At 71.6% G+C, this 25,506-nt stretch carries 25 protein-coding genes; 14 read left to right on the top strand and 11 right to left on the bottom strand.

Features of this window, described 5'->3' with window-relative positions; all coding sequences use genetic code 11:
* Positions 1-2: 2 nt before the first annotated feature.
* Complete coding sequence (locus tag HUT10_RS16595) at positions 3-1,070, bottom strand: ferredoxin reductase (protein WP_176172038.1); 1,068 nt, start codon at positions 1,068-1,070, stop codon at positions 3-5.
* Between the two features lie 93 nt (positions 1,071-1,163).
* Between HUT10_RS16595 and HUT10_RS16590 the strand changes: the two genes are divergently transcribed.
* The 5 genes from HUT10_RS16590 to HUT10_RS16570 all read left to right on the top strand — a co-directional run bounded on the left by HUT10_RS16590 (position 1,164) and on the right by HUT10_RS16570 (position 5,480).
* Entirely contained in the window at positions 1,164-1,823 is a 660-nt protein-coding gene (locus HUT10_RS16590) for a TetR family transcriptional regulator (RefSeq protein ID WP_176172037.1), read from the top strand.
* A gap of 123 nt (positions 1,824-1,946) precedes the next feature.
* On the top strand, positions 1,947-3,059 hold the full coding sequence (locus tag HUT10_RS16585) for a Re/Si-specific NAD(P)(+) transhydrogenase subunit alpha (protein WP_176172036.1): 1,113 nt from the start codon (positions 1,947-1,949) through the stop codon (positions 3,057-3,059).
* Positions 3,060-3,064: 5 nt separating this feature from the next.
* A complete protein-coding gene (locus HUT10_RS16580) occupies positions 3,065-3,367 on the top strand; it encodes an NAD(P) transhydrogenase subunit alpha (RefSeq protein WP_093952148.1) in 303 nt (100 codons plus the stop codon).
* Complete coding sequence (locus tag HUT10_RS16575) at positions 3,364-4,752, top strand: NAD(P)(+) transhydrogenase (Re/Si-specific) subunit beta (protein ID WP_176172035.1); 1,389 nt, start codon at positions 3,364-3,366, stop codon at positions 4,750-4,752. The genes HUT10_RS16580 and HUT10_RS16575 overlap by 4 nt, the downstream gene beginning before the upstream one ends.
* Positions 4,749-5,480, top strand: a complete 732-nt coding sequence (locus HUT10_RS16570; protein WP_176172034.1) for a lipoate--protein ligase family protein — start codon at positions 4,749-4,751, stop codon at positions 5,478-5,480. The genes HUT10_RS16575 and HUT10_RS16570 overlap by 4 nt, the downstream gene beginning before the upstream one ends.
* Before the next feature lie 15 nt (positions 5,481-5,495).
* On the opposite strand, the gene HUT10_RS16565 is transcribed toward HUT10_RS16570, so the two are convergent.
* On the bottom strand, positions 5,496-5,945 hold the full coding sequence (locus tag HUT10_RS16565) for a histone-like nucleoid-structuring protein Lsr2 (protein ID WP_254896901.1): 450 nt from the start codon (positions 5,943-5,945) through the stop codon (positions 5,496-5,498).
* Between the two features lie 143 nt (positions 5,946-6,088).
* Here HUT10_RS16565 and HUT10_RS16560 point away from each other — a divergent pair, with 143 nt between their 5' ends.
* A complete protein-coding gene (locus tag HUT10_RS16560; RefSeq protein WP_176172033.1) occupies positions 6,089-7,477 on the top strand; it encodes an NAD(P)/FAD-dependent oxidoreductase in 1,389 nt (462 codons plus the stop codon).
* A gap of 4 nt (positions 7,478-7,481) precedes the next feature.
* Here HUT10_RS16560 and HUT10_RS16555 read toward each other — a convergent pair whose 3' ends face one another.
* Entirely contained in the window at positions 7,482-9,827 is a 2,346-nt protein-coding gene (locus HUT10_RS16555) for a hypothetical protein (RefSeq protein WP_176172032.1), read from the bottom strand.
* A 269-nt stretch (positions 9,828-10,096) separates the two neighbouring features.
* Here HUT10_RS16555 and HUT10_RS16550 point away from each other — a divergent pair, with 269 nt between their 5' ends.
* Positions 10,097-10,600, top strand: a complete 504-nt coding sequence (locus tag HUT10_RS16550) for a DUF3145 domain-containing protein (protein WP_013223984.1) — start codon at positions 10,097-10,099, stop codon at positions 10,598-10,600.
* 32 nt (positions 10,601-10,632) lie between these two features.
* Positions 10,633-11,229, top strand: coding sequence for a hypothetical protein (locus HUT10_RS16545; protein ID WP_176172031.1), 597 nt, complete (start codon positions 10,633-10,635; stop codon positions 11,227-11,229).
* A gap of 51 nt (positions 11,230-11,280) precedes the next feature.
* Here the strand turns inward: HUT10_RS16545 and HUT10_RS16540 are convergent, their stop codons facing one another.
* The 5 genes from HUT10_RS16540 to HUT10_RS16520 form a co-directional block, all read right to left on the bottom strand.
* Complete coding sequence (locus tag HUT10_RS16540) at positions 11,281-12,531, bottom strand: beta-ketoacyl synthase (RefSeq protein ID WP_176172030.1); 1,251 nt, start codon at positions 12,529-12,531, stop codon at positions 11,281-11,283.
* A gap of 28 nt (positions 12,532-12,559) precedes the next feature.
* Complete coding sequence (locus tag HUT10_RS16535; protein WP_004559006.1) at positions 12,560-12,805, bottom strand: acyl carrier protein; 246 nt, start codon at positions 12,803-12,805, stop codon at positions 12,560-12,562.
* Positions 12,806-12,879: 74 nt separating this feature from the next.
* Positions 12,880-13,863, bottom strand: coding sequence for a beta-ketoacyl-ACP synthase III (locus HUT10_RS16530; protein ID WP_176172029.1), 984 nt, complete (start codon positions 13,861-13,863; stop codon positions 12,880-12,882).
* Positions 13,860-14,783: an ACP S-malonyltransferase gene (locus HUT10_RS16525; protein ID WP_176172028.1), complete on the bottom strand. Its 924-nt coding sequence runs from the start codon at positions 14,781-14,783 to the stop codon at positions 13,860-13,862. The genes HUT10_RS16530 and HUT10_RS16525 overlap by 4 nt, the downstream gene beginning before the upstream one ends.
* 288 nt (positions 14,784-15,071) lie before the next feature.
* Positions 15,072-16,286 (bottom strand): CdaR family transcriptional regulator, encoded by a 1,215-nt coding sequence (locus HUT10_RS16520; RefSeq protein ID WP_176172027.1) that lies wholly within the window; start codon positions 16,284-16,286, stop codon positions 15,072-15,074.
* A 119-nt stretch (positions 16,287-16,405) separates the two neighbouring features.
* Here HUT10_RS16520 and HUT10_RS16515 point away from each other — a divergent pair, with 119 nt between their 5' ends.
* The 5 genes from HUT10_RS16515 (at position 16,406) to HUT10_RS16495 (ending at position 21,157) form a co-directional block, all read left to right on the top strand.
* Positions 16,406-17,314: an ABC transporter ATP-binding protein gene (locus tag HUT10_RS16515; RefSeq protein ID WP_176172026.1), complete on the top strand. Its 909-nt coding sequence runs from the start codon at positions 16,406-16,408 to the stop codon at positions 17,312-17,314.
* Between the two features lie 23 nt (positions 17,315-17,337).
* Positions 17,338-18,531, top strand: coding sequence for an ABC transporter permease (locus HUT10_RS16510; protein WP_176177855.1), 1,194 nt, complete (start codon positions 17,338-17,340; stop codon positions 18,529-18,531).
* Positions 18,532-18,792: 261 nt separating this feature from the next.
* Positions 18,793-19,569, top strand: coding sequence for a hypothetical protein (locus tag HUT10_RS16505; RefSeq protein WP_176172025.1), 777 nt, complete (start codon positions 18,793-18,795; stop codon positions 19,567-19,569).
* A gap of 199 nt (positions 19,570-19,768) precedes the next feature.
* A complete protein-coding gene (locus HUT10_RS16500) occupies positions 19,769-20,464 on the top strand; it encodes an MOSC domain-containing protein (RefSeq protein WP_176172024.1) in 696 nt (231 codons plus the stop codon).
* 54 nt (positions 20,465-20,518) lie between these two features.
* Positions 20,519-21,157, top strand: a complete 639-nt coding sequence (locus HUT10_RS16495; RefSeq protein WP_176172023.1) for a nicotinamide mononucleotide transporter family protein — start codon at positions 20,519-20,521, stop codon at positions 21,155-21,157.
* Here HUT10_RS16495 and HUT10_RS16490 read toward each other — a convergent pair.
* Both HUT10_RS16490 and HUT10_RS16485 read right to left on the bottom strand, forming a co-directional pair.
* Positions 21,138-22,748 (bottom strand): L-lactate permease, encoded by a 1,611-nt coding sequence (locus HUT10_RS16490; RefSeq protein ID WP_176172022.1) that lies wholly within the window; start codon positions 22,746-22,748, stop codon positions 21,138-21,140. The two genes, HUT10_RS16495 and HUT10_RS16490, sit on opposite strands and share 20 nt — an antisense overlap.
* 110 nt (positions 22,749-22,858) lie before the next feature.
* Positions 22,859-23,452, bottom strand: a complete 594-nt coding sequence (locus HUT10_RS16485) for a TetR/AcrR family transcriptional regulator (RefSeq protein ID WP_176172021.1) — start codon at positions 23,450-23,452, stop codon at positions 22,859-22,861.
* Between the two features lie 70 nt (positions 23,453-23,522).
* Between HUT10_RS16485 and HUT10_RS16480 the strand changes: the two genes are divergently transcribed.
* A complete protein-coding gene (locus HUT10_RS16480) occupies positions 23,523-24,278 on the top strand; it encodes an SDR family oxidoreductase (protein ID WP_176172020.1) in 756 nt (251 codons plus the stop codon).
* A 9-nt stretch (positions 24,279-24,287) separates the two neighbouring features.
* Here the strand turns inward: HUT10_RS16480 and HUT10_RS16475 are convergent, their stop codons facing one another.
* A complete protein-coding gene (locus HUT10_RS16475) occupies positions 24,288-25,499 on the bottom strand; it encodes an alpha-hydroxy acid oxidase (protein ID WP_176172019.1) in 1,212 nt (403 codons plus the stop codon).
* Positions 25,500-25,506: the final 7 nt, after the last annotated feature.

Below are 25,506 nucleotides of genomic sequence, written 5' to 3'. Positions count from 1 at the left end.
CCCTAAGCGTCGATCTCGACGTCCCCGACCGGGACGGAGATGCAGAGCTGGATTTCTTCGTCTTCGTCGCCGGACACCTCGCCGGTGCGCGCGTTGCGGACGCGCCCGGCGGTCTTCAGCTGGGTGCAGGAGAAGCAGATGCCCATCCGGCAGCCGTGCTCCGGCGAGAGCCCGGCCTCCTCGGCCTGCTCCAGCAACGGCTTCCCCGAATTGGCGCACTCCCGGCCGCTGCGGCGGAACCGCACCCGGCCCTCGGCGTCCGCCGTGTCGAAGGTCAACGCCGGCGGCGTGAACTCTTCGGTGTGCACGCGTTCACCCAGCTCCTCGCGGACGGTGTCCATCAGCGGCTTGGGGCCGCAGACGAACGTCTCCGCGTCGCGGAACCACGGCGCGACCCGCGCCAGGTGCTCCGGCGTGAAGAACCCGTTCAGGTCACCGCCCTCGGTGTGGGTGTAGGCGTGCACGACCCGCAGCCCGGGGTGCCGGGTGGCGAGCTCGGCCAGTTCGGTGCGGTACAGCGCGTCGGCCGGGCCGTTCGAGTACTGCACGAACACGATTTCGCCGGGGTGACCCTCGTCGACCAGGGTGCGCGCCATCGCGAGCACCGGCGTGATCCCGCTGCCGCCCGCGATCAGCAGCACGCGGTCCGGCCGGGTCGCAGGCAACGTGAACGCACCGTCCGGAGTGGACAGGTTGACGACCGAGCCGACACCGATCGCGCGGTTCAGGTGCCCGGAGACCAGGCCCTGCTCCTTGACCGTGAACTCCAGCTCGCCGTCGTGCTGCGAACCGCACGGCGAATAGCAGCGCGTGCGCCGGACGCCGTCGATCTCGACCTGCACGCGGACGTACTGGCCGGCGGTGAAGCCGGGCCACGCGCGGCTCGGCCGGACGGTGAGCGTGACGGTGTCCGGCGTCTGCTTGCGCACCGCCGTGACCAGCCCGCGGATCTCGCGGCGGACCAGCATCGGGTCGACGAGCTCCAGGTACCGGTCCATCCCGTGCGGCGTCAGCAGCGCCTCGGCCAGCGAGGCGAGGCCGCGCACCCGCCGGGGGATGAGCGCCGTCATCGGGGACCTCCTCGATTACAGTGAACGGCTGTACACTCAATAGTGCACTGCAGGAGTGGACACGCTGTCAACGCGAGACCCCGAGGATGTGACGTGAGCAACGCGGTGGACACCCGTACGCTGGAAGACGTGTCCGAACCACTGACGCCGGTGAGCCGCCAGGAGCGCAAACTGCGCACGCGCCAGGCACTGCTGGACACTGCCCTGGAGCTGCTGGCCGACCGGCCGTTCGCCACGCTCTCCCTGCGCGAGGTCGCGAAGGGCGCCGGCCTCGTCCCGACGGCCTTCTACCGGCACTTCGCCTCGATGGAGGACCTCGGCGTCGCGCTCGTCGAAGAGGCGACGCGCACGCTGCGCGGCATGATCCGCTCCGCCCGCGCGGACCGGGAGAGCTACCAGGGGATGATCAGCGCGTCGGTGGCGACGCTGCACCAATTCGTCCGGGCGCACGAGGACCATTTCCGGTTCCTCACCCGCGAGCGGTACGCCGGCGGCTCGCTCGCCGAGGCGATCGGCGTCGAACTGCGCCTGTTTTCCGGTGATCTCGCGATCGACCTCGCGCGGTTCCCGAAGCTGCGCGAGTGGAGCACCGAAGACCTGCACATGCTGGCCGACTTGATCGTTTCCGTGATGCTGACGACCATTGTCGAACTGCTGGAAGCCCGCCCAGGTCAGGACCCGAAAATCACCGGAACGGCGGAAAAGCGGCTGCGTTTGGTCCTGCTCGGCGTCCCGCACTGGAAAAGCAGCTGAACGTTTCCCCGCGGCCACTCGTATCTTCTGGCACAACCGCGAGACTTGCGACCCACGTCACTGGGGACTGTCGGTCCGACGTGGTACAACCCTCGGATCGTGCCTCGCCGATGAGGAGGTCGTGTGACCGACAGCGAACAGAGTCAGCAGCTCACCGTGGGTGTGGTGACCGAATCACGCCACGGGGAGCGGCGGGTGGCCGTGGTGCCCAAGCTCGTCGGGCGGCTGGCGCAGCGCGGGCTGCGCGTCGTCGTCGAGCCGGGTGCCGGCGCCGGTGCGCACCTGAGTGACGACGCGTACACCCAAGCGGGTGCCGAGCTCGGGGACGCCTGGAGCGCGCCGATCGTCGTGAAGGTCAACCCGCCTTCGGCCGCGGAAGTCGCGAAACTGAGCCGGGGCACCGTGCTCGTCGGCTTCCTCGATCCACGCGGCAACCCGGAGGGGATCGCGAAGCTCGAAGAAGCGGGCTTGCGCGCCTTCGCGATGGAGGCGATCCCGCGGATCTCCCGGGCGCAGGCGATGGACGCGCTGTCGTCGCAGGCCAGCATCGGCGGCTACCGCGCCGTGCTGCTGGCGGCGCAGAAGCTCCCGCGGTTCTTCCCGATGCTCACCACCGCGGCCGGCACCGTCCCGCCGGCCAAGGTGCTGGTGCTCGGCGCCGGTGTCGCGGGCCTGCAGGCGCTCGCCACGGCGAAACGGCTCGGCGCGCAGACCACCGGCTACGACGTCCGGCCCGAGGTCGGCGAGCAGGTCAAGTCGCTCGGCGCGCAGTTCCTCGACCTCGGCATCGAGGCGGTCGGCGAAGGCGGGTACGCCCGCGAGCTGACGGCCGAGGAGCGCGAGGAGCAGCAGCGGCGGCTCACCGAGGCCATCACGAAGTTCGACGTCGTGATCACCACCGCGCTGGTCCCGGGCCGCAAGGCGCCGACGCTGGTCACCGCGGACGCCGTCAAGGGCATGCCTGCCGGGTCGGTCGTCGTCGACCTCGCCGGCGAGAGCGGCGGCAACTGCGAGCTGACCAAGCCGGGCGAGGACGTCGTGGAGCACGACGTCACCATCTCGTCCCCGCTGAACCTGCCCGCCGAAATGCCGTCGCACGCCAGTGAGCTGTACGCGCGCAACGTCGTCGAGCTGCTGGAGCTGCTCGTGACGAAGGAAGGCGCGCTGGAGCTGAACTTCGAGGACGAAATCGTCGCCGGTGCCTGCGTGGCCGGGCGCGAAGGGAGCGCGTCGTGAGTCCGTTGGTGCAGAACCTCGCGGTGCTGGTGCTCGCCGGGTTCGTCGGTTTCGCCGTCATCTCGAAGGTGCCCAACACCCTGCACACCCCGCTCATGTCCGGCACGAACGCCATCCACGGCATCGTGCTGCTGGGCGGGCTGGTCGTGCTCGGCCTCGGCGTCGACGGCGTGTTCAACAAGATCCTGCTGGTGATCGCCATCGCCTTCGGCACCATCAACGTCGTCGGCGGGTTCCTGGTCACCGACCGGATGCTGTCGATGTTCAAGGCGAAGAAGCCCGTCGCCGGCGAGGAGGACGAGAAGTGACCGACTTCATCGCGATCCTCTACATCATCGCCTTCGCCCTCTTCATCTACGGCCTGATGGGCCTGACCGGCCCGCGCACCGCCGTCCGCGGCAACTGGATCGCCGCGGTCGGCATGGGCATCGCCGTCGTCGCCACCCTGCTCACGCCGGGGATGGGCAACTGGGTGCTCATCGCGCTCGGCGTCGGGATCGGCGTGGTCGTCGGCGTCCCGTCGGCGCGCAAGGTCAAGATGACCGCGATGCCGCAGATGGTGGCGCTGTTCAACGGCGTCGGCGGCGGCGCGGTCGCGCTCATCGCCTGGGTCGAGTTCAACTCCACCGACGGCTACGCCCACGAGCCGGTGTACATCGCCATCGCGTCGCTGTTCGCCGCGATCATCGGGTCCATCTCCTTCTGGGGCTCGAACGTCGCGTTCGGCAAGCTCCAGGAGCTGATCAGCGGGCGCCCGATCACCCTGGGCAAGCTCCAGCAGCCGGTCAACCTGCTGCTCCTGGCGGTCGCGGTCGTGTGCGCGGTGCTCATCGTCGCCGGCAACGACAGCGAGCTGCTGATCATCGGGCTGCTGGTGGCGGCGGGCGTCCTCGGGCTCACCGTCGTGCTGCCGATCGGCGGCGCGGACATGCCGGTGGTGATTTCGCTGCTCAACGCCTTCACCGGGCTTTCGGCGGCGGCGATGGGCCTGGCGCTGGACAACACCGCGCTGATCGTGGCCGGCATGATCGTCGGCGCGTCCGGCTCGATCCTGACCAACCTGATGGCCAAGGCGATGAACCGGTCCATCCCGGCCATCGTCGCGGGCGGCTTCGGCGGCGGTCCCGCGGTGGCGGCCGGCGGCGGTACGAAGGAAGCGCGCCCGGTGCGCTCGACCAGCGCGGCCGACACCGCGATCCAGATGGCCTACGCGAGCAAGGTCGTCGTCGTGCCGGGGTACGGCATGGCCGTGGCGCAGGCGCAGCACACCGTCCGCGAGATGGCGAAGCTGCTGGAGAAGAAGGGCATCACGGTCGCGTACGCGATCCACCCGGTGGCCGGCCGGATGCCCGGGCACATGAACGTGCTGCTCGCCGAGGCCGACGTGCCGTACGAGCAGCTCAAGGAGATGGACGAGATCAACTCCGAGTTCGCCCAGACCGACGTCGCGCTGGTGATCGGCGCGAACGACGTCACGAACCCGGCCGCGCAGACCGACCCGAGCTCGCCGATCTACGGGATGCCGATCCTGAAGGTCAACGAGAGCCGGTCCGTGATCGTCTTGAAACGCGGGATGGCCTCGGGCTTCGCGGGCATCGACAACGACCTGTTCTACGATCCGAAGACCAGCATGCTCTTCGGGGACGCCAAGTCGTCGGTGGGCGAGATCGTGGAGGAACTCAAGGCGCTATGACGACCGGGTCGGATGTTCGTGCGGCGTTCACGGATCCGGCCGAGAATCTCGCTTTCGACGAAGCGCTCCTCCGGGTTGCGCCCGAGTCACCCGTGCTGTGGCTCTGGCGCAACCCGGTTTGCGTCGTGGTGGGGCGTGGGCAGCGGATCGCCCGCGAGGTGCGGATCGAGGAGTGCGCCCGCGACGGCGTCCCGGTGCTGCGGCGGGCCAGCGGCGGCGGCACGGTGTTCCACGACCCCGGCAACCTGAACGTCACCCTGGTCCTGCCCGGCCCGGCCGACCGGCCCCTGGAGGCGCTCGGCCAGGTGATGAGCGCCGCGGTCGACCAGCTCGGGCTGGTGCCGCGGATCGGTGACCGCGGGCTGTTCGTCGGCGACGCGAAGCTGTGCGGGTTCGCCGTGTTCCGCACGAAGACCGGTCTGCTGGCCCACTCGACGCTGCTGGTCGAGACGTCGGCCGGGTTGGTCGGCCGCTACCTGACCAGCGCGCCGCCGGACCCGCGGCCGCTCGACTCGCACCGCAGCCCGGTGGCGTCGCTGGCCGAGCACGGGCTGCGCCCCGGCTTCCCGGCGGTCGAGGCCGCGGTGCGGGCGGCGGCGTCGCAGCTGCTCGGGACGCTGGTGCCCCGCCCGCCGTCGGCGGCCGAGCTGGCGCGGCAGCGGGCGCTGCTGCACACCCGCTACCACTACCCGTCCTGGCACGCCGACGGCGCTCAGCGCGCGGCCTGACTGTCTGTTGTGGACTTACTCGGCCGCGGAGAACGTGACGGTCGGCACCTTGCGCGCGGCCGCGCGGGTGGTGGCCTTCGGCTCCGCGGCCTTCTTGGTGGGCTCGGCCTTCGCGCGGGCCGGCTTGACCGTGGTGGCGGCCTTCGCCTCGGCGGGGACAGCTTTGGCGGTCGCTGCCTTCGCGGTCACTGCCTTGGTGGGTGCTGCCTTGGTGGGCGCGGCCGTGCTGGTGGCCGGCTTCGGCGGGGTCTTCTGCGCGCCGGGGACGGTCCGCGGCCGGTTCTTGCGGCCGCCGGTGCGCCGGCCGGCGTCGGCGTAGCGCTGCAGGAGCGCCCGCAGCGCCTCGGCGTTGGCGACGGAGAGGTCGATGTCGTAGTCGATGCCGTCCAGCCCGAACCCGACGGTCTCCGCCGCGGGCTCGCCGGTCAGATCATCCAGCACCTGCACAGCCGTGTTCCTGGCCACGACAACCTCCCGTGCTTCGAACGTGTGATGTGTTCGCGCGCACCGGGACCGACGGCACCCGGTGCCGCCGACAACTTGCGACTTCCTGACGGAGGATAGCCGCTGGCTTGCGCGATCCCGCGTGGTGGTGTGCGCTGAACCCCATGGCTGGAGAGACTTTTGACGTAGTGGTGATCGGCGCGGGTCCGGTGGGGGAGGTGGCCGCCGAACGAGCGGCCCGCGGAGGCCTGAAGGTCGCCCTCGTCGAGCACGAACGCTTCGGCGGCGAGTGCTCCTACTGGGCCTGCATCCCGAGCAAGGCGTTGCTGCGGCCCGGAAATCTCCTCGCCGCCGCGAAGCGGGTGCCGGGCGTGCCGGTCGGCGACCGGATCGACCCGGCGGCGGTGTTCGCGCGGCGTGACTGGTTCACCGGCAAGGGCGACGACTCGGGACAGGTCGACTGGGCGCGCGGCGCGGGCATCGAGCCGATCCGCGGGCACGGCGAGCTCACCGGCGAGCGGGAGGTGACCGTCGGCGGCGACCGCGTGCTGACCGCGCGGCACGCGGTGATCGTCTGCACGGGCAGCGTGCCGAGTACGCCGCCGATCCCCGGGCTGGACTCGATCCGGCCGTGGGGTTCGCGGGAAGCGACGTCGGCGTCTTCGGTGCCGGCCCGGCTCGGCGTCCTCGGCGGCGGCGTGGTCGGCGTCGAGATGGCGCAGGCGTTCGCGTCGCTCGGTTCGGAGGTCCACCTGGTGATCAGCGGCCCGCGGCCGCTGCCGCGCACCGCGTCGTTCGCGGGTGACCTCGTGCTGGCGGGGCTGCGTGAAGCGGGTGTCGTCGTGCACACGGAGTCGGGTGTTTCGCAGGTGGCCGCCGGGCAGTTCGGGACCGAGCTGACGCTGAAGGACGGTTCGGCGCTCGTCGTCGACGAGTTCCTGGTGGCGACCGGCCGCCGCCCGGCGACCGCCGGGCTCGAGCGCTTCGGCATCGAGCCGGGGCACCCCCTGGAGGTGGACGACACCGGCCGCGTGTCCGCAGTGGACGGTGGCTGGCTGTTCGCGGCGGGCGACGTCACGGGCCGGGCCCCGCTGACCCACCAGGGCAAGTACGGCGCCCGCGCGGCGGGGGACACGGTGGCGGCGCTGGCCGCGGGCAAACCGGTCTCCTCGGAGGCGTGGAGCCCGTTCACGGCCACGGCCGACCACCACGCGGTGCCGCAGGTGGTGTTCACCGACCCGGAGGTCGCGGCGGTCGGCCTGGCGGACGCGCGGCCGGACTCGGCGGACCGCGTCGTCGACATCGACATCGCGGTGGCGGGCTCGTCCCTGCACGCGAACGGCTACACCGGCAAGGCCCGGATGGTGGTCGACACCGAGCGGAACGTCCTCCTGGGTGTGACGTTCGTCGGCCAGGACGTCTCGGAACTGCTGCACTCGGCGACGATCGCGATCGTCGGCGAGGTGCCGCTGGACCGGCTGTGGCACGCGGTGCCGTCGTTCCCGACGATCAGCGAGGTCTGGCTGCGGCTGCTGGAGGCGTACGGGCTCTGAGGGGTCACTGGGCGGGCAGGTCGAGGGCGGCCTTGGCCGCCCTGACCAGGCCGGGGTCGTCCGGAGTGGACGGTCCCGGCGCCCAGACGGCCTGCACGAGCCGGACGGAGGAGCCGTCGAGCTTGCTGGCGTAGGCGGCGTTCTCGAAGCGCGGGGCCGGGGTGGCGCCCCACTGGCCGGTCTCGGCGGCGAGGTCGAGGACGCCGCCCCCGCCGGGGGTGTCGGCAACGCCCTTGAAGGCGGCGGCCTGGGCGGCATCGGGGAATTCGACGATCCCGACGGTGACGGCGGCCACCCGCCCATCGACGGTGGCGGCGTAGCTGGCCCGCTTGACGCCGGAGCAGCTGGTCTGCTGCAGGCTGGCCTGGGCATCCCCGAAGGCGTGCGACGCGCACCGCTGATCCCCACCGGCGGCGCGGAGGTCGAACCGGAGGCTCCGGACGGGCGTGGCGGCGGGAGGAGGCTGTACGACGCTGGTCTTGGGCGGAGCGGGCGCGGCGGCGGTGCCATCCCCGGTGGTGGCGACGGCAATGGCGGCCACGACGAGCAGGACAAGCCCCCCGATGGCGGCGAGGGGGAGCCAGCGGACGGTGCGCGAGGCCGGGGCGGTGGGGTCAGGGGCGGGGCGCGGGCGGGGGAAGGGCTGCGGGGAAGGCAGCGGGGGGATCGCGGTTTGCGGTGGCTCGGGTTGGTCGGCTGGGGTGCTGGTTGGCCCGATTTCGGCGGGCTGGGCTGGCCCGGTTTTGGTCGGCGCGGCTTCGGCAGGCCCCGGTCCGGTGGGCTGCGGTTCGGCTGCTCCGGTTCGGGTCGAGTTCGCCGGTGCCGCGGGGCCGGAGTTGCCTGCCTCGGGTTCGGCGGATTCCGCAGGTGTTTGCCCGGTTTCGGCGGGGCCGCCAGGCGCCCCGATCTGCTCGCTGCTCGGCGCGGGAAGGCGGAGGTTTTCGGTGCGCTCGGTCTCGGCCGCAGATGATTCAGCTGTTTCCGGGCCGCTCGAAGGCGGGGACTCAGGTGACTGGGGTGATTCCGCGGCCTCGGTTCCGGGGAAGACCGGCCCCGCCGAGGATTCGGCGGGACGGTTTGGCTCCGCCTGGGCGGGCGAGGGAAGTTCGGCGGCCGGAGGTGTTGTCTCGGTGCCGGGGAAGACCGGCTCCGCCGAGGATTCGGCGGGACGGTTTGGCTCCGCCTGGGCGGGCGAGGGAAGTTCGGCGGCCGGAGGTGTTGTCTCGGTGCCGGGGAAGACCGGCCTGGTCGAGGAGTCGGCGGCCAGCACCTCGGTGGCTTCGGGCTCGGCAGCCGGGGAAGTGGTCTCGTCGCCGGGCAGCACCGGCGCTTCTGCGGGGCGGTCCGGCTCGGTCGGCGAGAGAACCTCGGTCGCGGGAACCTCGGCTTCAGTGCCTGGGAAGACCGGCCCCGCCGAGGATTCGGCGGGACGGTTTGGCTCCTCCTGAGTGGGCGAGGGAAGTTCGGCGGCCGGAGGTGTTGTCTCGGTGCCGGGGAAGGCCGGCCGTGCCGGCTGCTCCGTCTCCGCTTGCCCGGCCGGGCGGTCCGCTTCACCCTGAACGGGTGACGAATCTCCCTCGGCAACCGAAAAAGCAGAAGCTTCCTCGGCCGCTGCCGGGAGAACCGGGAGCGGCGTCTCGGTCCGCCAATCCGTCCCACCCGCCGCCGTCACCCCGGCCGGCGCCGGCACCGCCGCAGGAGCCGCCGCCGGTCCGTCCCAAAGGGACTCCGGTGGCGCGTCGTCCGTCAAGCGGCTGAAGCCTTCACCCAGCAGGACCTCGTCCGACAGCTCCGGCGCCCCCGGCGCCAGCCCGCGGATCAACGCCCGGGCCTGGTCCACCGACCGCGGCCGGTGGGCCGTGGCCAGCGATACCGTTGCCGCCAGCATCGTCGTCGGGGTCGGGTGGAGGACCCGGACCGGGCCGGCCAGGTCCGTTGCCGGCTGGTCGACCGTCTCCACGTACGGCCCCACCGCGATGATCGTCCCCACCGGGGCCGTTCCCGGGACCAATTCGGCAATTCGCCGTTCGCAAGCCTGGGAAACGTCGAGTGCCTCCGTGGCCGGGTTCACCGACTCGTCGTCCGCGACCAGGGGCCAGCCGTCCGCCTTCCACGGGCCTCCGAGGGGGGCCTCCAGGCGCAGGGCCGGGTCCGGGAGATCCACGCCGATCACGATGATCACGCCGTGGGGGAGCAGCACCACCGCCTCGATCGGGCGGTCCGTCACCCCGCCCACACCGACCAGGGCCACCCCGCCGATCACGGTGCTGCCGCGGCCCAGGGATGCCAGCGCCGCCCGGATGTCGTCCGCCACCCGGGACTGCTGCCGCTCCAGGCGCACCAGTCGCACCGCTCGTCCTCCCTGCTCGTCGTTCCGGGTCAACACGCTAGCGCGCCCAGCGCAATGATCCGTGCGACACGGGCACGCCGCGGCCGCTTGCCCACCGAAAGTGGGGCGGCGGGTGACTTGTGGTGTTCATGTGGCCAAACAGCACGGTTGGGGTGCAGAATGTGCTACAACGCATCGGAGGCGGCATTCGGGAGCCGCGCTGAAGCCGTTCCGCAGCTCGAGACAGGGCGTAGGGGAAGACGTCCCTCGTCGAGCAAGCGGAGGTAGCAGTGAGCACCCGTGGCAGCACCCGAGGTGTGGTGTACGTCCACTCGTCGCCGTCTGCGGTGTGTCCGCACGTCGAGTGGGCCATTTCGGGCACCCTGGGTGCCCGCGTTGACCTGAAGTGGACGGCGCAGCCGGCCAGTCCGGGTCAGCTTCGCGCCGAATGCGGCTGGCGCGCGCCCGCAGGCACCGGCGCCAAACTGGCGTCCGCCCTCAAGGCGTGGCCGATGATTCGGTTCGAGGTGACCGAAGAGCCCAGTGCGGGCGTCGACGGCGAGCGGTTCTGCTTCGCGCCCGGCCTCGGCCTGTGGCACGGCCGGACCAGCGCCAACGGCGACATCGTGGTGGGCGAGGACCAGCTGCGCGCGCTCGTCAGCATGACCCGCGGCGGCGAATCCCTCGCGCACAAGCTGGACGAGCTCCTGGCCGCCAGCTGGGACGAGGCGCTCGAGCCGTACCGCCACGCCGGCGACGGCGCGCCGGTGACCTGGCTGCACCAGGTCGGCTGAGCCACGGGACGGGGGCCGGTACGCTCTGGCGCGTGACCACCCCCGCCCCCAGCTCTCGCCAGCGCTGGCTGGTGCCCGTCGTGGTCGTGGTGCTGTCCGTGACCGTCGGCGGTGGCCTGCTCGCGCGCGAAATCTACCGCCGCCCCGACCAGCCGGTCGACGACACCTCCGTCGCGGTCTCGACGCCTTCGCCGTCCACCGTCGGCGCGCCGTCCGCGGTGGACGACGACGTCCGGATGACCGACGACGCCAAGCGGCACCCGCAGGGCGACGCCGTGCGCCGGGTGCTGCAGAAGTACTTCGCGGCCATCAACAGCAAGCAGTACCAGCAGTGGGTCGCCGTGGTCACCGACGAGCGGGCCGCCGGCCAGTCGCAGAGCGACTGGAAGAAGGGCGTTCGCACCACAAAGGACAGCGACGCCCTCGTCTACCGGATCGAACGCGCGTCCGGGAACTCGCTGCGGGTCCTGGTGGGGTTCACCAGCAGGCAGAGCGTCGAGGACGCCCCGCTGTTCTTCCGCGAGCCGTGCATCAAGTGGCGGCTCGTCATCCCCATGGAGGTCGACGGCAAGACGCTGAAGGTCGCCGCCGTCGACGGCGGGCCACCGCCCGAACACGAAAAGTGCTGAAACGGACGAAGGGCCCGGCCGAAGCCGGGCCCTTCGTCGGTTCCGGGGCGGTCAGGCCGCCGGGGTGAACAGCAGCGCGGTGTTGTGGCCGCCGAACCCGAACGAGTTGCTGATCGCCGCGGTGAGCTCGACCTTGCGCGGCTCGCCCGCGACGACGTCCAGCTGCACCCGCGGGTCCAGGTCGGTCAGGTTCCGGGTGGCCGGCACCAGGCCGTGGTAGAGCGCGAGGATCGTGATGATCCCCTCGACCGCGCCTGCGCCGCCGACCAGGTGGCCGAGCGAGCCCTTCGGGGCCGTCACGACCACGTGGTCCCCGATCGCGTTGCGGATCGCCGCCGCCTCGCCGATGTCACCGACCACAGTGGACGTCGCGTGCGCGTTCACGTGCCCGACGTCCGCCGGGGTCACGCCGGCCATCTTCATCGCCGCGCGCATCGCGGCGATCTGGCCGATGCCCTCGGGGTGGTTGCCGGTGATGTGGTAGGCGTCCGAGGTGATGCCGTGCCCGGCGAGCGTCGCGTAGACGCGCGCCCCACGGGCCTTCGCCAGGTCCGCGCGCTCCAGGATGACCACGCCGGCGCCCTCGCCGAGGACGAAGCCGTCGCGGCTGGCGTCGAACGGCCGCGACGCGCTCTCCGGGTCTTCGTTGCGCGTGGACACCGTGCGGGCCTGGGCGAACCCGGCCAGCGTGATCGGGTGGATGCACGCTTCGGCGCCCCCCGCGATCACGACGTCGGCGCGCCCGGAGCGGATCATCTCCACGCCGCTGGCGATGCCCTCGGCGCCCGAGGCGCAGGCCGAGGCCGGGGAGTGCACCCCGGCCCGCGCCTTGAGGTCGATGCCCACGTGCGCGGCCGGGCCGTTCGGCATCAGCATCGGCACGGTCAGCGGCGACACCTTGCGGAGACCCTGCTGGTGCAACAGGTCGTTCTGGGTGAGCAGGGTGACCGGGCCACCGATGCCGGTGCCGATCGACACGCCGAGGCGGTCGGGGTCGACGTCGGTGTGCTCGTCGGTCGGCTCGCTGTACCCGGCGTCGGCCCACGCCTGCCGGGCCGCGATCAGCGCGACCTGCTCGCAGCGGTCCAGCCGACGGGCCTGCACCCGCGGGAGGACCTCCGAGGGATCGACGGCCAGCTGGCCACCGATCTTGACGGGCAGCTGCAGCTCCTCGACCCAGTCGGCCTCGATCGCCCGGACCCCGCTCCGCCCGGCCAGCAGACCGTCCCAGGTGGACGTGACGTCCCCACCGAGCGGTGTGGTGGCGCCGAGACCGGTGATCACGACGTCGAAGTTGCTCATTCGAGTCTCCTCAAGGAGGGAAGAGGACTTACTTGGAGTTGGCCGACACGTAGTTCACGGCGTCGCCGACGGTCTTGAGGTTGGCGAGCTCGTCGTCCGGGATCTTGACGCCGAACTTGTCCTCGGCCTGCACGGCGATCTCGACCATCGACAGCGAGTCGATGTCCAGGTCGTCCACGAACGACTTCTCGGCGGTGACGTCGTCCTGAGCCACACCGGCGACCTCTTCGACGATCTCGGCGAGGCCGGCGAGGATCTCAGCGTTGTCAGCCATGGGGTAGTTCCCTTCTCGGTCCATCTGGGGGTCTGTTTCCCTCGGGCGAGTGCCCGCGGGGAGCGTAACGGTGATCAGGGGCAGATGAACGCCTGCCCGGCGTAGGACAGGCCCGCGCCGAACCCGACCGCCAGCACCACGTCACCGGACTTGGCCGTCCCGGCCTTGCGCATGTGGTCCAGCGCGAGGGGGATGGACGCCGACGAGGTGTTGCCGGAGTACTTGATGTCGTCGGCGACGACCATGTCGTCGCGGGCGCCGTTGGCCCGCAGCTTCTTCGCGATCGCCTCGACGATGCGCAGGTTGGCCTGGTGCGGGATCAGCACGTCCACATCGGACGGCTTCAGCCCGGCGACGTCGAGCGCCTGCATCGCGATCGGCGCGATCTTCGTGGTCGCCCACCGGAAGACCGACTGGCCCTCCTGGTAGATGTACTTCTCGTCGCGCATGTAGATCAGGTCGACCAGGTCGCCCGCGCTGCCCCAGGACACCGGGCCGATCTGCGGCTCGTCGGACGCGCCGACGACCGCGGCACCCGCGCCGTCGGCGAAGATGATCGCGTTGGCCCGGTCGGTCGGGTCGACCGAGTCGGTGAGCTTCTCCGCGCCGATGACCAGGACCTTCTTCGCCGAGCCCGCCCGGATCAGGTCCGAGGCGACACCCAGGCCGTAGCAGAACCCGGCGCAGGCGGCGTTGAGGTCGAACGCGCCGGGCGCCGGGATGCCGATCCGGGCGGCCACCTGGGCGGCGGCGTTCGGGATCAGCGTCGGCATGGTGCAGTTCGGCAGGATGACCGTGTCCACTTCGGACGGGTCGACGCCGGCGTCTTCGAGCGCGGCCTTGCCCGCGGCGACGGCCATGTCGGTGAGCAGCTCGTCCTTCTCGGCGAACCGGCGCTCCACGATCCCGACGCGGGTCTGGATCCACTCGTCGTTGGTGTCCATGACCTGCGACAGGTCGTCGTTGGTGACGATCTTCGCGGGCTGGTAGCTGCCGACGCCCAGCACACGGCTGCCGCGGGAGCCGGGGTTGAGGCTCAGGGCGGGTCGGTCGGTCACGAGGCGTCCTCCTGGCGCAGCGCCGCCAGCTCGGCCGGCGTCTTCAGCGCGGTGGTAGTGGTGACGACGCCCTTGAGCTGCCGCTTGACCAGGCCGGTCAGCGTGCCCGCGGGCGCGAGTTCGATCGTGCGGGTGACGCCGAGGGAGACCAGGCCGTCCATCGTCAGGTCCCAGCGGACCGGCCGGGTGACCTGGGAGACCAGCCGAGCCAGGTACTCGGCCCCGCTGGTGACGACCGTGCCGTCCGCATTGGACAGCAGCGGGCGGGTGGGGTCGGCTGGGGTCAGCTCGGCGGCGTGGGCGCGCATCGCCTCTTCGGCGGGCGCCATGTAGTGCGTGTGGAACGCGCCGGCGACCTTGAGGGCGCGGATCTTCGTGCCTTCGAGGGGCTCGGCGACGATCTTCGCGATCGTGTCGGCGGCACCGGAGGCGACGATCTGCCCGGCGCCGTTGCGGTTCGCCGCGGTCAGGCCCTGCTCTTCCAGCCACGCGACGACCTGCTCGGGGTCCCCGAGCATGACCGCGGCCATCGACGTCGGTTCCAGCGCGCACGCCTTCGCCATCTCGGCCCCGCGGACGGCGGCGAGCGCGACGGCGTCTTCGGGCTTCAGCACCCCGGCGATCGCGGCGGCCGCGAGCTCGCCGACGGAGTGGCCGGCGACCGGCGCGTCCGCGGGCACCGGCGCGGTGGCCTGGAGGTGCTCGAAGGTGAGCAGCGACAGCGCGACGATCAGCGGCTGGGCGATCGCGGTGTCCTGGATCTCGTCGGCGTCCGACTCGGTGCCGAGGCGGAGCAGGTCGAGCCCGGCGCGCTCGGACCACTGCGCGACGCGCTCGCGCGCGCCGTCGAGGTCGAGCCAGGGCGTGAACATGCCGGGGGCCTGGGACCCCTGACCGGGAGCGAGGACTGCTGCTGTCACCCTTCAAGACAACACTCCGGGGTGCCTTCTCGGGGATGCCGACGTTCACAGTGTCTGTGCGGCGTCTTTGTCGGAACCCTCCAAAGACGCGCCGCAGAAGCTCGCGCGTAACCCGGATGCCTTGTCGGGTTCAATCACCTTTCGCTGTTAAGTCCATCACGTGACGGCGGTCTCGGCAAGGCTCGGTCCCGCGGGGTGGGTGCGCGGGTGCAGGCCGGTCCGGCGGCCGGTTGTGGCGAGGATGAACGTGCGCGCACCCCGCCCGGCTCGTGGCCCGTGCCGCCGGGGTCACCAGAGGCCGCGGGCCCTCGCCAGCCGTCCCACCGTCAGCGCGATCCGCAGCACCAGCGCGTCCCGCGGGTCCGTCGCCTGGCACCCGGTCAGGTCCGCCGCCTTCCGCAGCCGGTACCGGACCGTGTTCGGGTGGACGAACAGCGTCTTCGCGCACGTCTCGAGCACCCCGCCGCTCTCGAGGTACGCCTCCACCGTGCGCTGCAGCGTCGGCCCCGCCTCTTCCAGCGGCCGCGCGATCTTGTCCACCAGCAGGCGCTCGGCCTCCGCGTCGCCCGACAGCGCGCGCTCGGGCAGCAGGTCCGCCGACCGGACCGGCCGGGGCGCGCCCGGCCAGCCGACCACCGCCCGCAACCCCGACAACGCCTCGGTCGCGCTGTGGTGCGCCTCCGCCAGCGTCGGTACCGTCGGGCCGGCCACCACCGGGCCCTCGGCGAACGCCACCGACATCCGGGTCAGGATCTCCCGCTCCTTCACGCCGCCGTCGGTCGGGCCGCCGACCACGACCACCAGCCGGGAGCCCTGCACCGACAGCAGCACCGGGCGGCCGACGCGGGCCGCGCGGCTGCGGACCTCGAACACCACCGTCGGCGGGTCCTCCGACGGCGGGTTGCCGACGAGCACCGTGGCGGCGGCGGAGGGATCCCAGCCGAGTGCGGTGGCGCGCGAGAGCACCGACTCCTCGGCGTCGCCGCGGACGATGCCGTCGACGACCAGTGCCTCCAGCCGGGCGTCCCAGGCGCCGCGCGCTTCCGCCGCGGCCGCGTAGGAGTTCGCCGCCGCGAAGGCGATTTCCCGGCCGTAGCGCAGGATTCCCTCGATCAACGCGGCGCGTTCGGCTTCGTTCGCCGCGAACTCCGGCAGCTGCTCCTCGAACACCTCGATGGCCAGCCGCACCATGGCGACGGCCTGGCGCAGGCTGATCCACCGCGACAGCTCGGCCGGCGCGTCGCGGAACGCCTCGGTCGTCAGCTGCAGTGCCCCTTTGGAGTCCCGCAGCCAGTCGACGAAGCCGGCGGCTCCGGCCTGGGTGATCAGCAGGACGCTCGCGCGCTGGTCGGCGGGCAGGCGGGCGAACCAGGTCAGCCGCCGCTCCATCACCGCGATGCTCGCACTCGCCAGGCTGCCGGACGCGTGCTCCAGCCGCCGGAGCGTCTTCGCGGACAGTCCGTGGTGCTTCGGCACCCGGCGCGGGGCGGTGGTTCCATCCATGGCGCCCGCGATCCTACGTGCCCGCAACTTTGGTAGCCCTTCGCGGCAACGCGCGAGGGTAGGCGGCGCGTGTACGCACTGCCTAGGATCGGGGCCACACGAGAACGGGGGAACCGGAAATGACCGGTTTGGAGATCGACGGGATATCCAAACGCTACGGCGACGTGGTCGCCCTGCGCGAAATGACGTTCGACGTCCGGCCGGGCGAACTGTTCGGCTTCGTCGGCAGCAACGGCGCCGGCAAGACCACGACCATGCGGATCGCGCTCGGGGTGCTGTCCGCCGACGCCGGCGAAGTCCGCTACGGCGGCACGCCGGTGACGCACGAAACGCGCCGCCACATCGGCTACATGCCCGAAGAACGCGGCCTCTACCCGAAGATGAAGGTGGCCGAGCAGCTGACCTACCTCGCGCGGCTGCACGGGATGCCCGCCGCCGACGCGCAGGCGTCGGCCGACAAGTGGACCGAGCGGCTCGGGGTCGCCGCCCGCCGCGACGACGAGGTGCAGAAGCTGTCGCTGGGCAACCAGCAGCGTGTCCAGCTGGCCGCGGCGCTGGTGCACGAGCCGCGCATCCTGGTGCTCGACGAGCCGTTCTCCGGCCTCGACCCGGTCGCCGTCGACGTGATGAGCCAGGTGCTCAAGGAGAAGGCGGCCGAGGGGGTGCCGGTCGTGTTCTCCAGCCACCAGCTGGATCTGGTGGAGCGGCTCTGCGACCGGGTCGGGATCGTCCGCAGTGGACAGATGGTGGCCCGGGGCACGGTCGACGAGCTGCGCGCAGGCGGCGCGGTGCGGCTGCGGGTCGACGTCCCCGACGCCGAGGACGGGTGGGCCGACGGCCTGCCCGGCGTCAAGGTGCTCGGCCGGACGGGCTCGGTGACCGAGCTCGAACTCGGCGAGGGCGCCGACGACCAGGCCGTGCTCAAGGCGGCGCTGGCCACCGGCCCGGTCCGCGAGTTCGCCCGCGAGCAGCCGTCGCTGACCGAACTGTTCCGTTCCGTCGTCACGACCGAGGAGGTCCCCGCGTGAGCACCCCGGTTCCGGACGTGCGGATGAGCCCGATGGCGGCGGTGGGCCTGGTCGCCTCCCGCGAGATCAGCACCCGCGTGAAGTCGAAGGCCTTCCGCGTCGGCACGGTGATCATGCTGCTGCTGATCGTGGTCGGCATCCTGGTGATCAAGCTGATCACCGGGAGCGGCGGCGCGGACTCGACCGTCGGCTACACCCCGGCCACCGCGCCGCTCGCCGCGCCGCTGAAGGCCGGCGGCCAGGCCGTCGACGAGAAGATCGACACCGTCCAGGTCGCCGACGAGGCCGCCGGGCGCGCGAAGCTGGCCGACGGCTCGCTCGACGCGCTGCTCACCGGCGACGGCAAGAGCGTGCACGTCCAGGTGAAGAAGGACCTCGACGGCAAGCTCGCGAACGTCCTGCAGCTGGTGTCCCAGCAGGTGGCGGTGAACCAGCAGGTCACCGCGCTGGGCGGCGACCCGGCCCGGTTCCAGGCGGCGATCGCGTCCGCGAAGTTCGTCGAGGACCCGCCGCTGGAGCAGCCTTACGACTACAACGGCCAGCAGCTGGTCCTCGGCATCATCGCCGGCATCCTGATCTACATGTCGCTGCTGCTCAACGGCCAGAGCGTCGCGCAGGGCGTCGTCGAGGAGAAGACGTCGCGGGTGGTCGAGTTGCTGCTGTCGACGATCAAGCCGTGGCAGCTGATGGCGGGCAAGGTGCTCGGCATCGGCGTGGTCGGGCTGATCCAGATGCTCGTGATCGGCGTCGGCGGGGTGGCCACCGGGCTGGCCACGGGCGTGCTCACCATCTCCGTCTCGGCGGCCGTGGGCACGGTCGTCTGGCTGGTCGTGTGGTACCTGCTCGGGTTCTTCATGTACTCGATCGTGTTCGCCGCGCTCGGGGCGCTGGTGTCCCGCCAGGAAGACGTCGGCGGCGCGACCATGCCGGCGCTGATGTTCGTGATCGCCGGGTACGTGATCGGCATTTCCGTGCTGCCGTCGGACCCGGGCAACACGTTCGTCGAGGTGCTTTCGGTGATCCCGGTGTTTTCGCCGACGCTGATGCCGATGCGGCTGGCGATGGGCGGGGTGCCCGTTTGGGAAGCCGTGGTGTCGGTGGGGCTCGTGGTGCTGCTGATTCCGGGCTTGATCTGGCTCGCCGCGCGGATCTACCGGAACGCGGTCATGCGCACCGGCGCAAAAGTGAAGCTGCGCGACGCCCTGCGCGCCGCCTGAAGTTTTCCCGCGGTTCATCCGGCCCCCGGCGCCCCCCGGGGGCCGGATTCGTGCCGGTTTTGCGGCAAATGCTCGAGGCCGCCCGGCGCTTGCGGTTTACGCTGCGCCGGACGGCCTCGTCTCCCCGGTCCCCACCGGTACAACCAGTATGGCCACGGGTGATCTTCGCGCGCCAGTCGTCTCACTCGATCGTGGGGCGCACGAGTTGCCGCCCCTGGGTACTTGACCGACGATCCGGTGCAAATCCGTGGAGGGAGTCGTATGGGCGAGCAACTGAAGGACGGGCTCGGGCAGGCGTGGGCGATGGTGGCCACGTTCGTCCCGAAACTCGTGGGATTCCTGATCATCCTGCTGATCGGCTGGTTGATCGCGAAAGCCGTCTCGAAAGGGCTGGCGCTCGTGCTCGGGAAAGCCGGATTCGGGAAACTGGTCGAGCGCACCGGGCTGAGCGGAAAGGTCGGGCAGCAGAAGATCGACGCGACCGGGATCCTGGTCAAATTGGTCTACTACTTCATTCTGCTGATCGCGCTGCAGCTGGCGTTCGGCGTGTTCGGGCCGACCAACCCGGTGAGCCAGCTGCTCAACGACATCATCGCGTTCCTGCCGCGGATCGTGGTGGCGCTGGTGCTCGTCGTGGTGGCCGCGGCGATCGCGAAGGTGGTCCGGGACGTCGTCGCGTCCGCGCTGTCCGGCCGCGGGGCGGCCCGGCCGCTGTCGATGGCGGCCTACTGGCTGATCATGGCGTTCGGCATCATCGCCGCCCTCGGCCAGGTGAATATCGCGACGGCGATCACGGGCCCGGTCCTGATCGCGGTACTGGCCACGATCGGCGGCGTGATCGTGGTCGGCTTCGGCGGCGGCCTGATCAAGCCGGCCCAGGACCGCTGGCGCGGCTGGCTGGCGAACATGGAGCACCAGCTGGAGACCCCGGCCCAGCGCACGGGCGAGATGGGCACGGGCCCGTCGGCCCCGCGTGCGGCGGTCGGCGTGGACAGCACGCCGACGTCGCCGGTGGGCACGCCGCGCCCGCAGGGCTGAGCGGGCGGTGAGCTGGTGCGGGCCCGGCGGTCGGGGAAGCCGCCGGGCCCGCGCTGTGCCCGGGGACCTTCGGTGCGCGGGGTTGCTCCCGCGGCTCGGGCCCTGCAGCACGACAAGCCGCCGGTTCAGGGCAGTTTCGGTGTGCAGGCAGACCCGGGCGTGAGGTCCGCAGCCGCGCCGCGCCGTTAAGCTCGCGGGCATGGGGGTCGTCGCGGCGCTGTGGCGCTATCCGGTGAAGTCGATGGCAGGCGAGCCGCTGGCCGCCGCGGTGGTCGGCGAGCGCGGCTTCGAGGGCGATCGCCTCTACGCCGTCCGCGACCCCGACGGCAAGCTCGGCGGCGGCAAGAACACCCGCCGCTTCCGGCGGATGCCCGGCCTCAACACCTTCGCCGCGCGCTACACCGGGGACGTCCCGGCGGTGACCCTGCCGGACGGGCGCACCGCGCGGGGCGACGCCGACATCGCGGCCGCTCTCGGCCGCCCCGGCGTCGAACTGACGAAGGAAGCGGACGTCCCGCACCACGACGAGGCGGCCGTCCACCTGGTGACGACGTCGTCGCTGGCCTGGCTCGCCGAGCGGGCCCGCGTGGCCGAGATCGACGCGCGGCGGCTGCGGCCCAACATCCTGCTCGACACCGGCCCGGCGCCGGAACTCGCCGAAGACGCCTGGGTGGGGGAGCGCCTCCGGATCGGTGCGGTCGAGCTGGAGGTCGTCGGCAAGGCCGTCCGCTGTGTGATGGTCGACCTGCCCTGGGAAGAGCTCCCGGCGGCGCCGGGGCTGCTGAAGGCGATCACCGGCACGACGCTCGGCGTGCACGCGCGGGTCGTGCGCGGCGGCACGCTGCACCTCGGCGACGTCCACTCCGTGGGATGTCTCGCCCCTCACACTCCCTAGGGAATTCACCCCGTCCGGAGCATGTTGGGAGCGGTAGGACGAAAGGGGCGTCACGTGGACTTCCTGCTGCACCACGGGATCACCGTGCTCGGTCAGTGGATTTCGATCGCGGAGCTCGCCGGGCAGGTGTTCGCGCTCGCCGTCGTGTTCCTCGCGCAGCGTCGCACCCTGTGGACGTGGCCGGTGCAGGTCGGCGCGACCGTGCTGCTGTTCGCCGTCTACGTCTCCGCGCACCTCGGCGGGCTCGCCGCGCGGCAGGTCGCCATCCTCGCCATCTCCGTCTACGGCTGGTGGGCGTGGACGCGCCGCCAGGACCCGGTGTTCGGCGTCGTCGTGCGCAAGGGCCGGCTCGCCGAACGGCTGGCCATGCTCGCCGCCTTCGCCGTCGGCACCACCGTGATGGCGCTGGTCCTCGACGCGCTGCACGCGTCATGGGCGCCCTGGCCGGACGCCGCCATCTTCGTCGGCACCCTGGTCGCCTTCGGGGCGCAGGGGCTCGGGCTGGTCGAGTTCTGGCTGGTCTGGCTGGCCGTCGACGCGATCGGCGTCCCGCTGCAGATCTCCTCCGGGCTCTACTTCTCCGCCGCGATCTACATCGTCTTCGCCGGGCTCGTCGTGCACGGCTGGTGGAGCTGGAACCGCTCCGCCCAGCGCGTCGCCGCCCGGCCCGGGGTCACGGCAGCATCCAGCTGAGCGCCGCGGTGCTCTGACCCCACACGATCAGGCACATCACCAGCAGCAGCCCGACGCTCCACGGCAGCACCTTCCGCAGCAGCTTCCCCTCCTCGCCGGGCAGGTTCGCCGCGACGCAGGCGATCGTGAGGTTCTGGGGCGAGACCATCTTGCCGAGCACGCCGCCGGAGCTGTTCGCCGCGGCCAGCAGGTCCGCCGGCAGGCCCGTCTGGTGCGCCGCCGTCACCTGCAGGGCGCCGAACAGCGCGTTGGCCGAGGTGTCGGACCCCGAGACGGCGACGCCGAACCAGCCCAGCACCGGCGAAAGGAACGCCAGGCCGGCGCCCGCGGCGGCGATGAACGTGCCGATCGTGGACGTCTGGCCGGACAGGTTCATCACGTAGGCCAGCGCGAGCACGCCGGTCACGGTGAGGATGGCGAACCGCAGTTCCTTCACCGTGGCCACCCACTCGCTCGCCGCGCCGCTCGCCCGCACCGCCAGCAGCGCCGCCGTGATCAGCCCCGCCAGCAGCACCAGCGTGCCGCCGGTGTTGAGGATCGGCAGCGAGAACGTGTTGCCGGACACCGGTTTCCCGTTCGGCGCCACGACGTTCAGCCCGGGCCAGTGGAACTTCCAGGTTGCTTTGTCCAGCAGCCGCTTGACCGGCGGCAGCACGGCGATCGAAAAGATCACGATGATGAGCAGGTACGGCAGGTACGCCTTGACGACGTCGTCACGGGAGTCTTCCGGCGGCGCTTCGGCCGTCGCCGTCCCGCCGGTGCCGATCCGGACCGCGTCGGGCACCGGGCGGCGGGTCTGGGGGAGGGCGACCAGCGCGGCCGCGCCGGCGAGCGCCGCGCCGATGTCGGCCAGCTGCGGGGACACGAAGTTCGACGCGAGGAACTGCACGAGCCCGAACGCGACCCCGCAGACCAAGGCGGGCAGCCAGGTGTCCTTCAAGCCGCGCCTGCCGTCGACGATGATCACCAGCAGCAGCGGGACGACCAGCGCGAGCAGCGGCGTCTGCCGCCCGACGATCGACGAGACCTCCTGCAGTGGCAGGCCGGTGACCTGGGCGAGGGTGACGACCGGGGTGCCCATGGCGCCGAAGGCGACCGGCGCGGTGTTGGCGACGAGTGCGACGACGGCGGCCTTGACCGGGTGGAAGCCGACGGCCACCAGCATCACGGCGCTGATCGCGACCGGCGCCCCGAACCCGGCGAGGGCCTCCATGAGCGCGCCGAAGCAGAACGCGATGATCAGCGCCTGGATCCGCGGGTCGTCGGAGATCCGGCCGAACGACCGGCGCAGCACGTCGAAGTGCCCGGTCCGCACGGTGAGCCGGTAGATCCACAGCGCGTTGACGACGATCCACATGATCGGCCACAGCCCGAACGCGGCACCCTGCAGCGCGCCCGAAACGGCCTGCACGACCGGCATCCCGTACGCGGCCACGCCGACGACGAGCGCGACGAGCAGTCCGATCAGGGCGGCGTGGTGCGCCCGCATCCGGACGGCGCCGAGGAGGACGAGGACGGTGGCCAGCGGGAGGACGGCCACCAGCGCGGACAGGCCCAGCGAGCCCAGCGGAGTGAGATCCTGCACGAACACGGGCAACCTCCGTTTTCCACGATGCGAAAACGGCCTTTCGGCGGGTGCCCGAGATCTTCGTCACAAACCAGGCGGTCCGTCAAGAAGTTGAGACCGGTTGGCCCAATCCGTCAACGCTTGACCGGCAGCACCGCGAGGGCGGTCTCGGCGATGGCACGGATCTCGGCCGGCCCGAGGCCGCCCTTGCCCAGCGCTTCGAGGCCGCGCAGCACGGCCAGCACGAGCCCGCCCAGGTGGGCGGGGTCCGGACCGGGGTCGATGTCGCCCGCGCGCTGCGCCCCCGCGATGCACGCCGTCAGGTAGTCCTGCAGGTCGCGAAACGCCCGCTCGGTCCGCGCGGCGACGGCCTCGTCGTGCTCCGCGCATTCGGCGGCGCCCTTCGCCATCAGGCAGCCGCGGCGCTCCCGGTCGGCGACGACCGACTCGGCGATCGCGCGCACGTGGTCCTGCAGCCGCCGGTACGCGGTGTCGTCGGGGCCTTCGAGCTGGTGCCGCACACCGTCGGTCGACTCGGTGCAGTAGTAGTCGTAGACGCGCAGGTAGAGCGCGTGCTTGTCGCCAAAGGCGCCGTAGAGGCTGCCTTTGCCGAGGCCGGTCGCGGCAGCGAGGTCGTCGACCTTCGTGCCGGCGTACCCGTGTTCCCAGAACTGGTCCCTGGCCGCGCGCAGGACCGCTGCCTCGTCGAAGCTCCGGGGTCTCGCCATGGGATCAGGCTACCCATTCTTGACTATCTCGTCCAGAACGGCGTACGTTCTGGACGAGATAGTCAAGAACTTGGAGGGCATCGTGAACCTGGAGAACAAGACCGCGGTCGTGACCGGCGGGAGCACCGGCATCGGGCTCGCCATCGCGAAGCGGTTCGCGGCCGAAGGCGCGCACGTGTTCATCACGGGCCGGCGCAAGGAGGCCCTCGACGACGCGGTCGCCGAGATCGGCGGAAGCGTGACGGCGATCCGCGCGGACTCGGCGAACCTGGCCGACCTCGACGAGGTCTACCGCGCAGTGGCCGAGCGCGGCCGCGGCCTGGACGTCCTGGTGGCCAACTCCGGCGGCGGCAGCTTCGCCCCGCTCGGCCAGATCACCGAGGAGCAATTCGACTCGACCTTCGCCACGAACGTCAAAGGTGTCGTCTTCGCCGTCCAGAAGGCGCTGCCGCTGCTGAACGCGAACGCGTCGATCATCCTCACCGGCTCCACGGCGTCGACCCGGGTCGATCCGGCCTTCAGCGTCTACGGGGCGACGAAGGCGGCGGTCCGCAACCTCGCCCGTGGCTGGGCGGTCGACCTCAAGGGGACCGGGACGCGGGTCAACGTCCTGGCCCCGGGACCCACGCGCACGCCCGGCCTGCTCGGCCTCGTCGCCGAGGACGAGCAGCAGGGCTTGGTCGACAACCTCGCGGCGCAGGTGCCGCTCGGCCGGGTCGGGGAACCGGCCGAAATCGCGGCCGCCGCGCTGTTCCTGGCCTCCGACGAGTCAAGCTTCGTCAACGGCGTCGAATTCTTCGTCGACGGCGGCCTCGCCCAGGTCTGACCGCTGAAACTAGCGCAGCGTGGCGTGGCTCGGCGTCAGGTCCTTCAGGGTCCGGACGCCGAGCAGCTGCATCGTGCGGACCATCTCCGTCCGCAGGATGTCGACGCACCGCTGGACACCGCGCTCGCCGCCGGCCATCAGGCCGTACAGGAACGCGCGGCCGATCAGCACGGCGTCCGCGCCGCGGGCGATCGCCGCCACGATGTCGCCGCCGGAGAGGATGCCCGTGTCGATCCAGACCTCCGCCTCGCCCTGGACCTCGTCCAGCACCGCCGGGAGCAGCTCCAGCGGTGTCGGCGCGCGGTCGAGCTGGCGGCCGCCGTGGTTGGAGATCAGCACCGCGTCCGCGCCGTGCTTCACGACGTCGCGGGCGTCGTCGACGTTCTGCACGCCCTTGACCACGAGCTTCCCCGGCCAGGTCTGCCGGACCCAGTCGAGGTCGTCGAAGTTCAGCGTCGGGTCGAAGAGCTTGTTCAGCAGCTCCGCGACCGTGCCGCCGAAGTGGTTGAGCGAGGCGAACTCGAGCGGCTCGGTGGTGAGCAGGTTGAACCACCACGCCGGGTGCGTCGCGCCGTCGAGGAACGTCTTGAGCGTGAGGGCGGGCGGGATGGTCAGGCCGTTGCGGACGTCGCGCAGGCGGGCGCCGCCGACCGGGGTGTCCACGGTCAGCATGAGCGTGTCGTAGCCCGCGGCCCACGCCCGATTCATCAGATCTTCGCCGGCGCCGTGGTCGCGCCAGACGTAGAGCTGGAACCACTTGCGCGCGTTCGGCGCGGCTTCGGCGAGGTCCTCGATCGAGGTCGTCGCCATGGTCGAGAGCCCGACCGGGATGCCGTTGCGCTCGGCCACGCGGGCCACCGCGCGCTCGCCCTCGTGCTGCATCATGCGGGTGAACCCGGTGGGGGCGAAGGCGAACGGCAGCGCCGACGTCTTGCCGAGGATCTCGCGGGTGGTGTCCACATCGGACACCCCGCGCAGCACGTTCGGGTGGAATTCGACGCGCCGGTACGCCTGCCGGGCGCGGAGCAGGCTGTCTTCGAGCTCGGCTGCGCCGTCGGTGTAGTCGAACGCCGCCCGCGGGGTGCGCTTGCGGGCGATCATCCGCAGGTCGGCGATGGTGTGCGCGTTCGCCAGCCGCCGGTCCGTCGGGTTCAGCACGATCGGCTTCGGCCGGAGGATCTGCTGCAGCTCACTCGGCTTCGGCAACCGGCGTTTCGTCAACCTTCAT

It is taken from the genome of Amycolatopsis sp. Hca4 (assembly GCF_013364075.1).
Lineage (GTDB): Bacteria > Actinomycetota > Actinomycetes > Mycobacteriales > Pseudonocardiaceae > Amycolatopsis.
Note: the sequence above shows the minus strand (reverse complement) of the source record. Positions and strands in the feature narration are given on the sequence as shown.

Coding starts and splice junctions, on each gene's coding strand:
- HUT10_RS16595 (WP_176172038.1), bottom strand. CDS start 1,070: ATGACGGCGCTCATCCCCCGGCGGGTGCGCGGCCTCGCCTCGCTGGCC.
- HUT10_RS16485 (WP_176172021.1), bottom strand. CDS start 23,452: ATGGCGAGACCCCGGAGCTTCGACGAGGCAGCGGTCCTGCGCGCGGCC.
- HUT10_RS16535 (WP_004559006.1), bottom strand. CDS start 12,805: ATGGCTGACAACGCTGAGATCCTCGCCGGCCTCGCCGAGATCGTCGAA.
- HUT10_RS16505 (WP_176172025.1), top strand. CDS start 18,793: ATGGGCGAGCAACTGAAGGACGGGCTCGGGCAGGCGTGGGCGATGGTG.
- HUT10_RS16520 (WP_176172027.1), bottom strand. CDS start 16,286: ATGGATGGAACCACCGCCCCGCGCCGGGTGCCGAAGCACCACGGACTG.
- HUT10_RS16500 (WP_176172024.1), top strand. CDS start 19,769: ATGGGGGTCGTCGCGGCGCTGTGGCGCTATCCGGTGAAGTCGATGGCA.
- HUT10_RS16560 (WP_176172033.1), top strand. CDS start 6,089: ATGGCTGGAGAGACTTTTGACGTAGTGGTGATCGGCGCGGGTCCGGTG.
- HUT10_RS16510 (WP_176177855.1), top strand. CDS start 17,338: ATGAGCCCGATGGCGGCGGTGGGCCTGGTCGCCTCCCGCGAGATCAGC.
- HUT10_RS16570 (WP_176172034.1), top strand. CDS start 4,749: ATGACGACCGGGTCGGATGTTCGTGCGGCGTTCACGGATCCGGCCGAG.
- HUT10_RS16540 (WP_176172030.1), bottom strand. CDS start 12,531: ATGAGCAACTTCGACGTCGTGATCACCGGTCTCGGCGCCACCACACCG.
- HUT10_RS16515 (WP_176172026.1), top strand. CDS start 16,406: ATGACCGGTTTGGAGATCGACGGGATATCCAAACGCTACGGCGACGTG.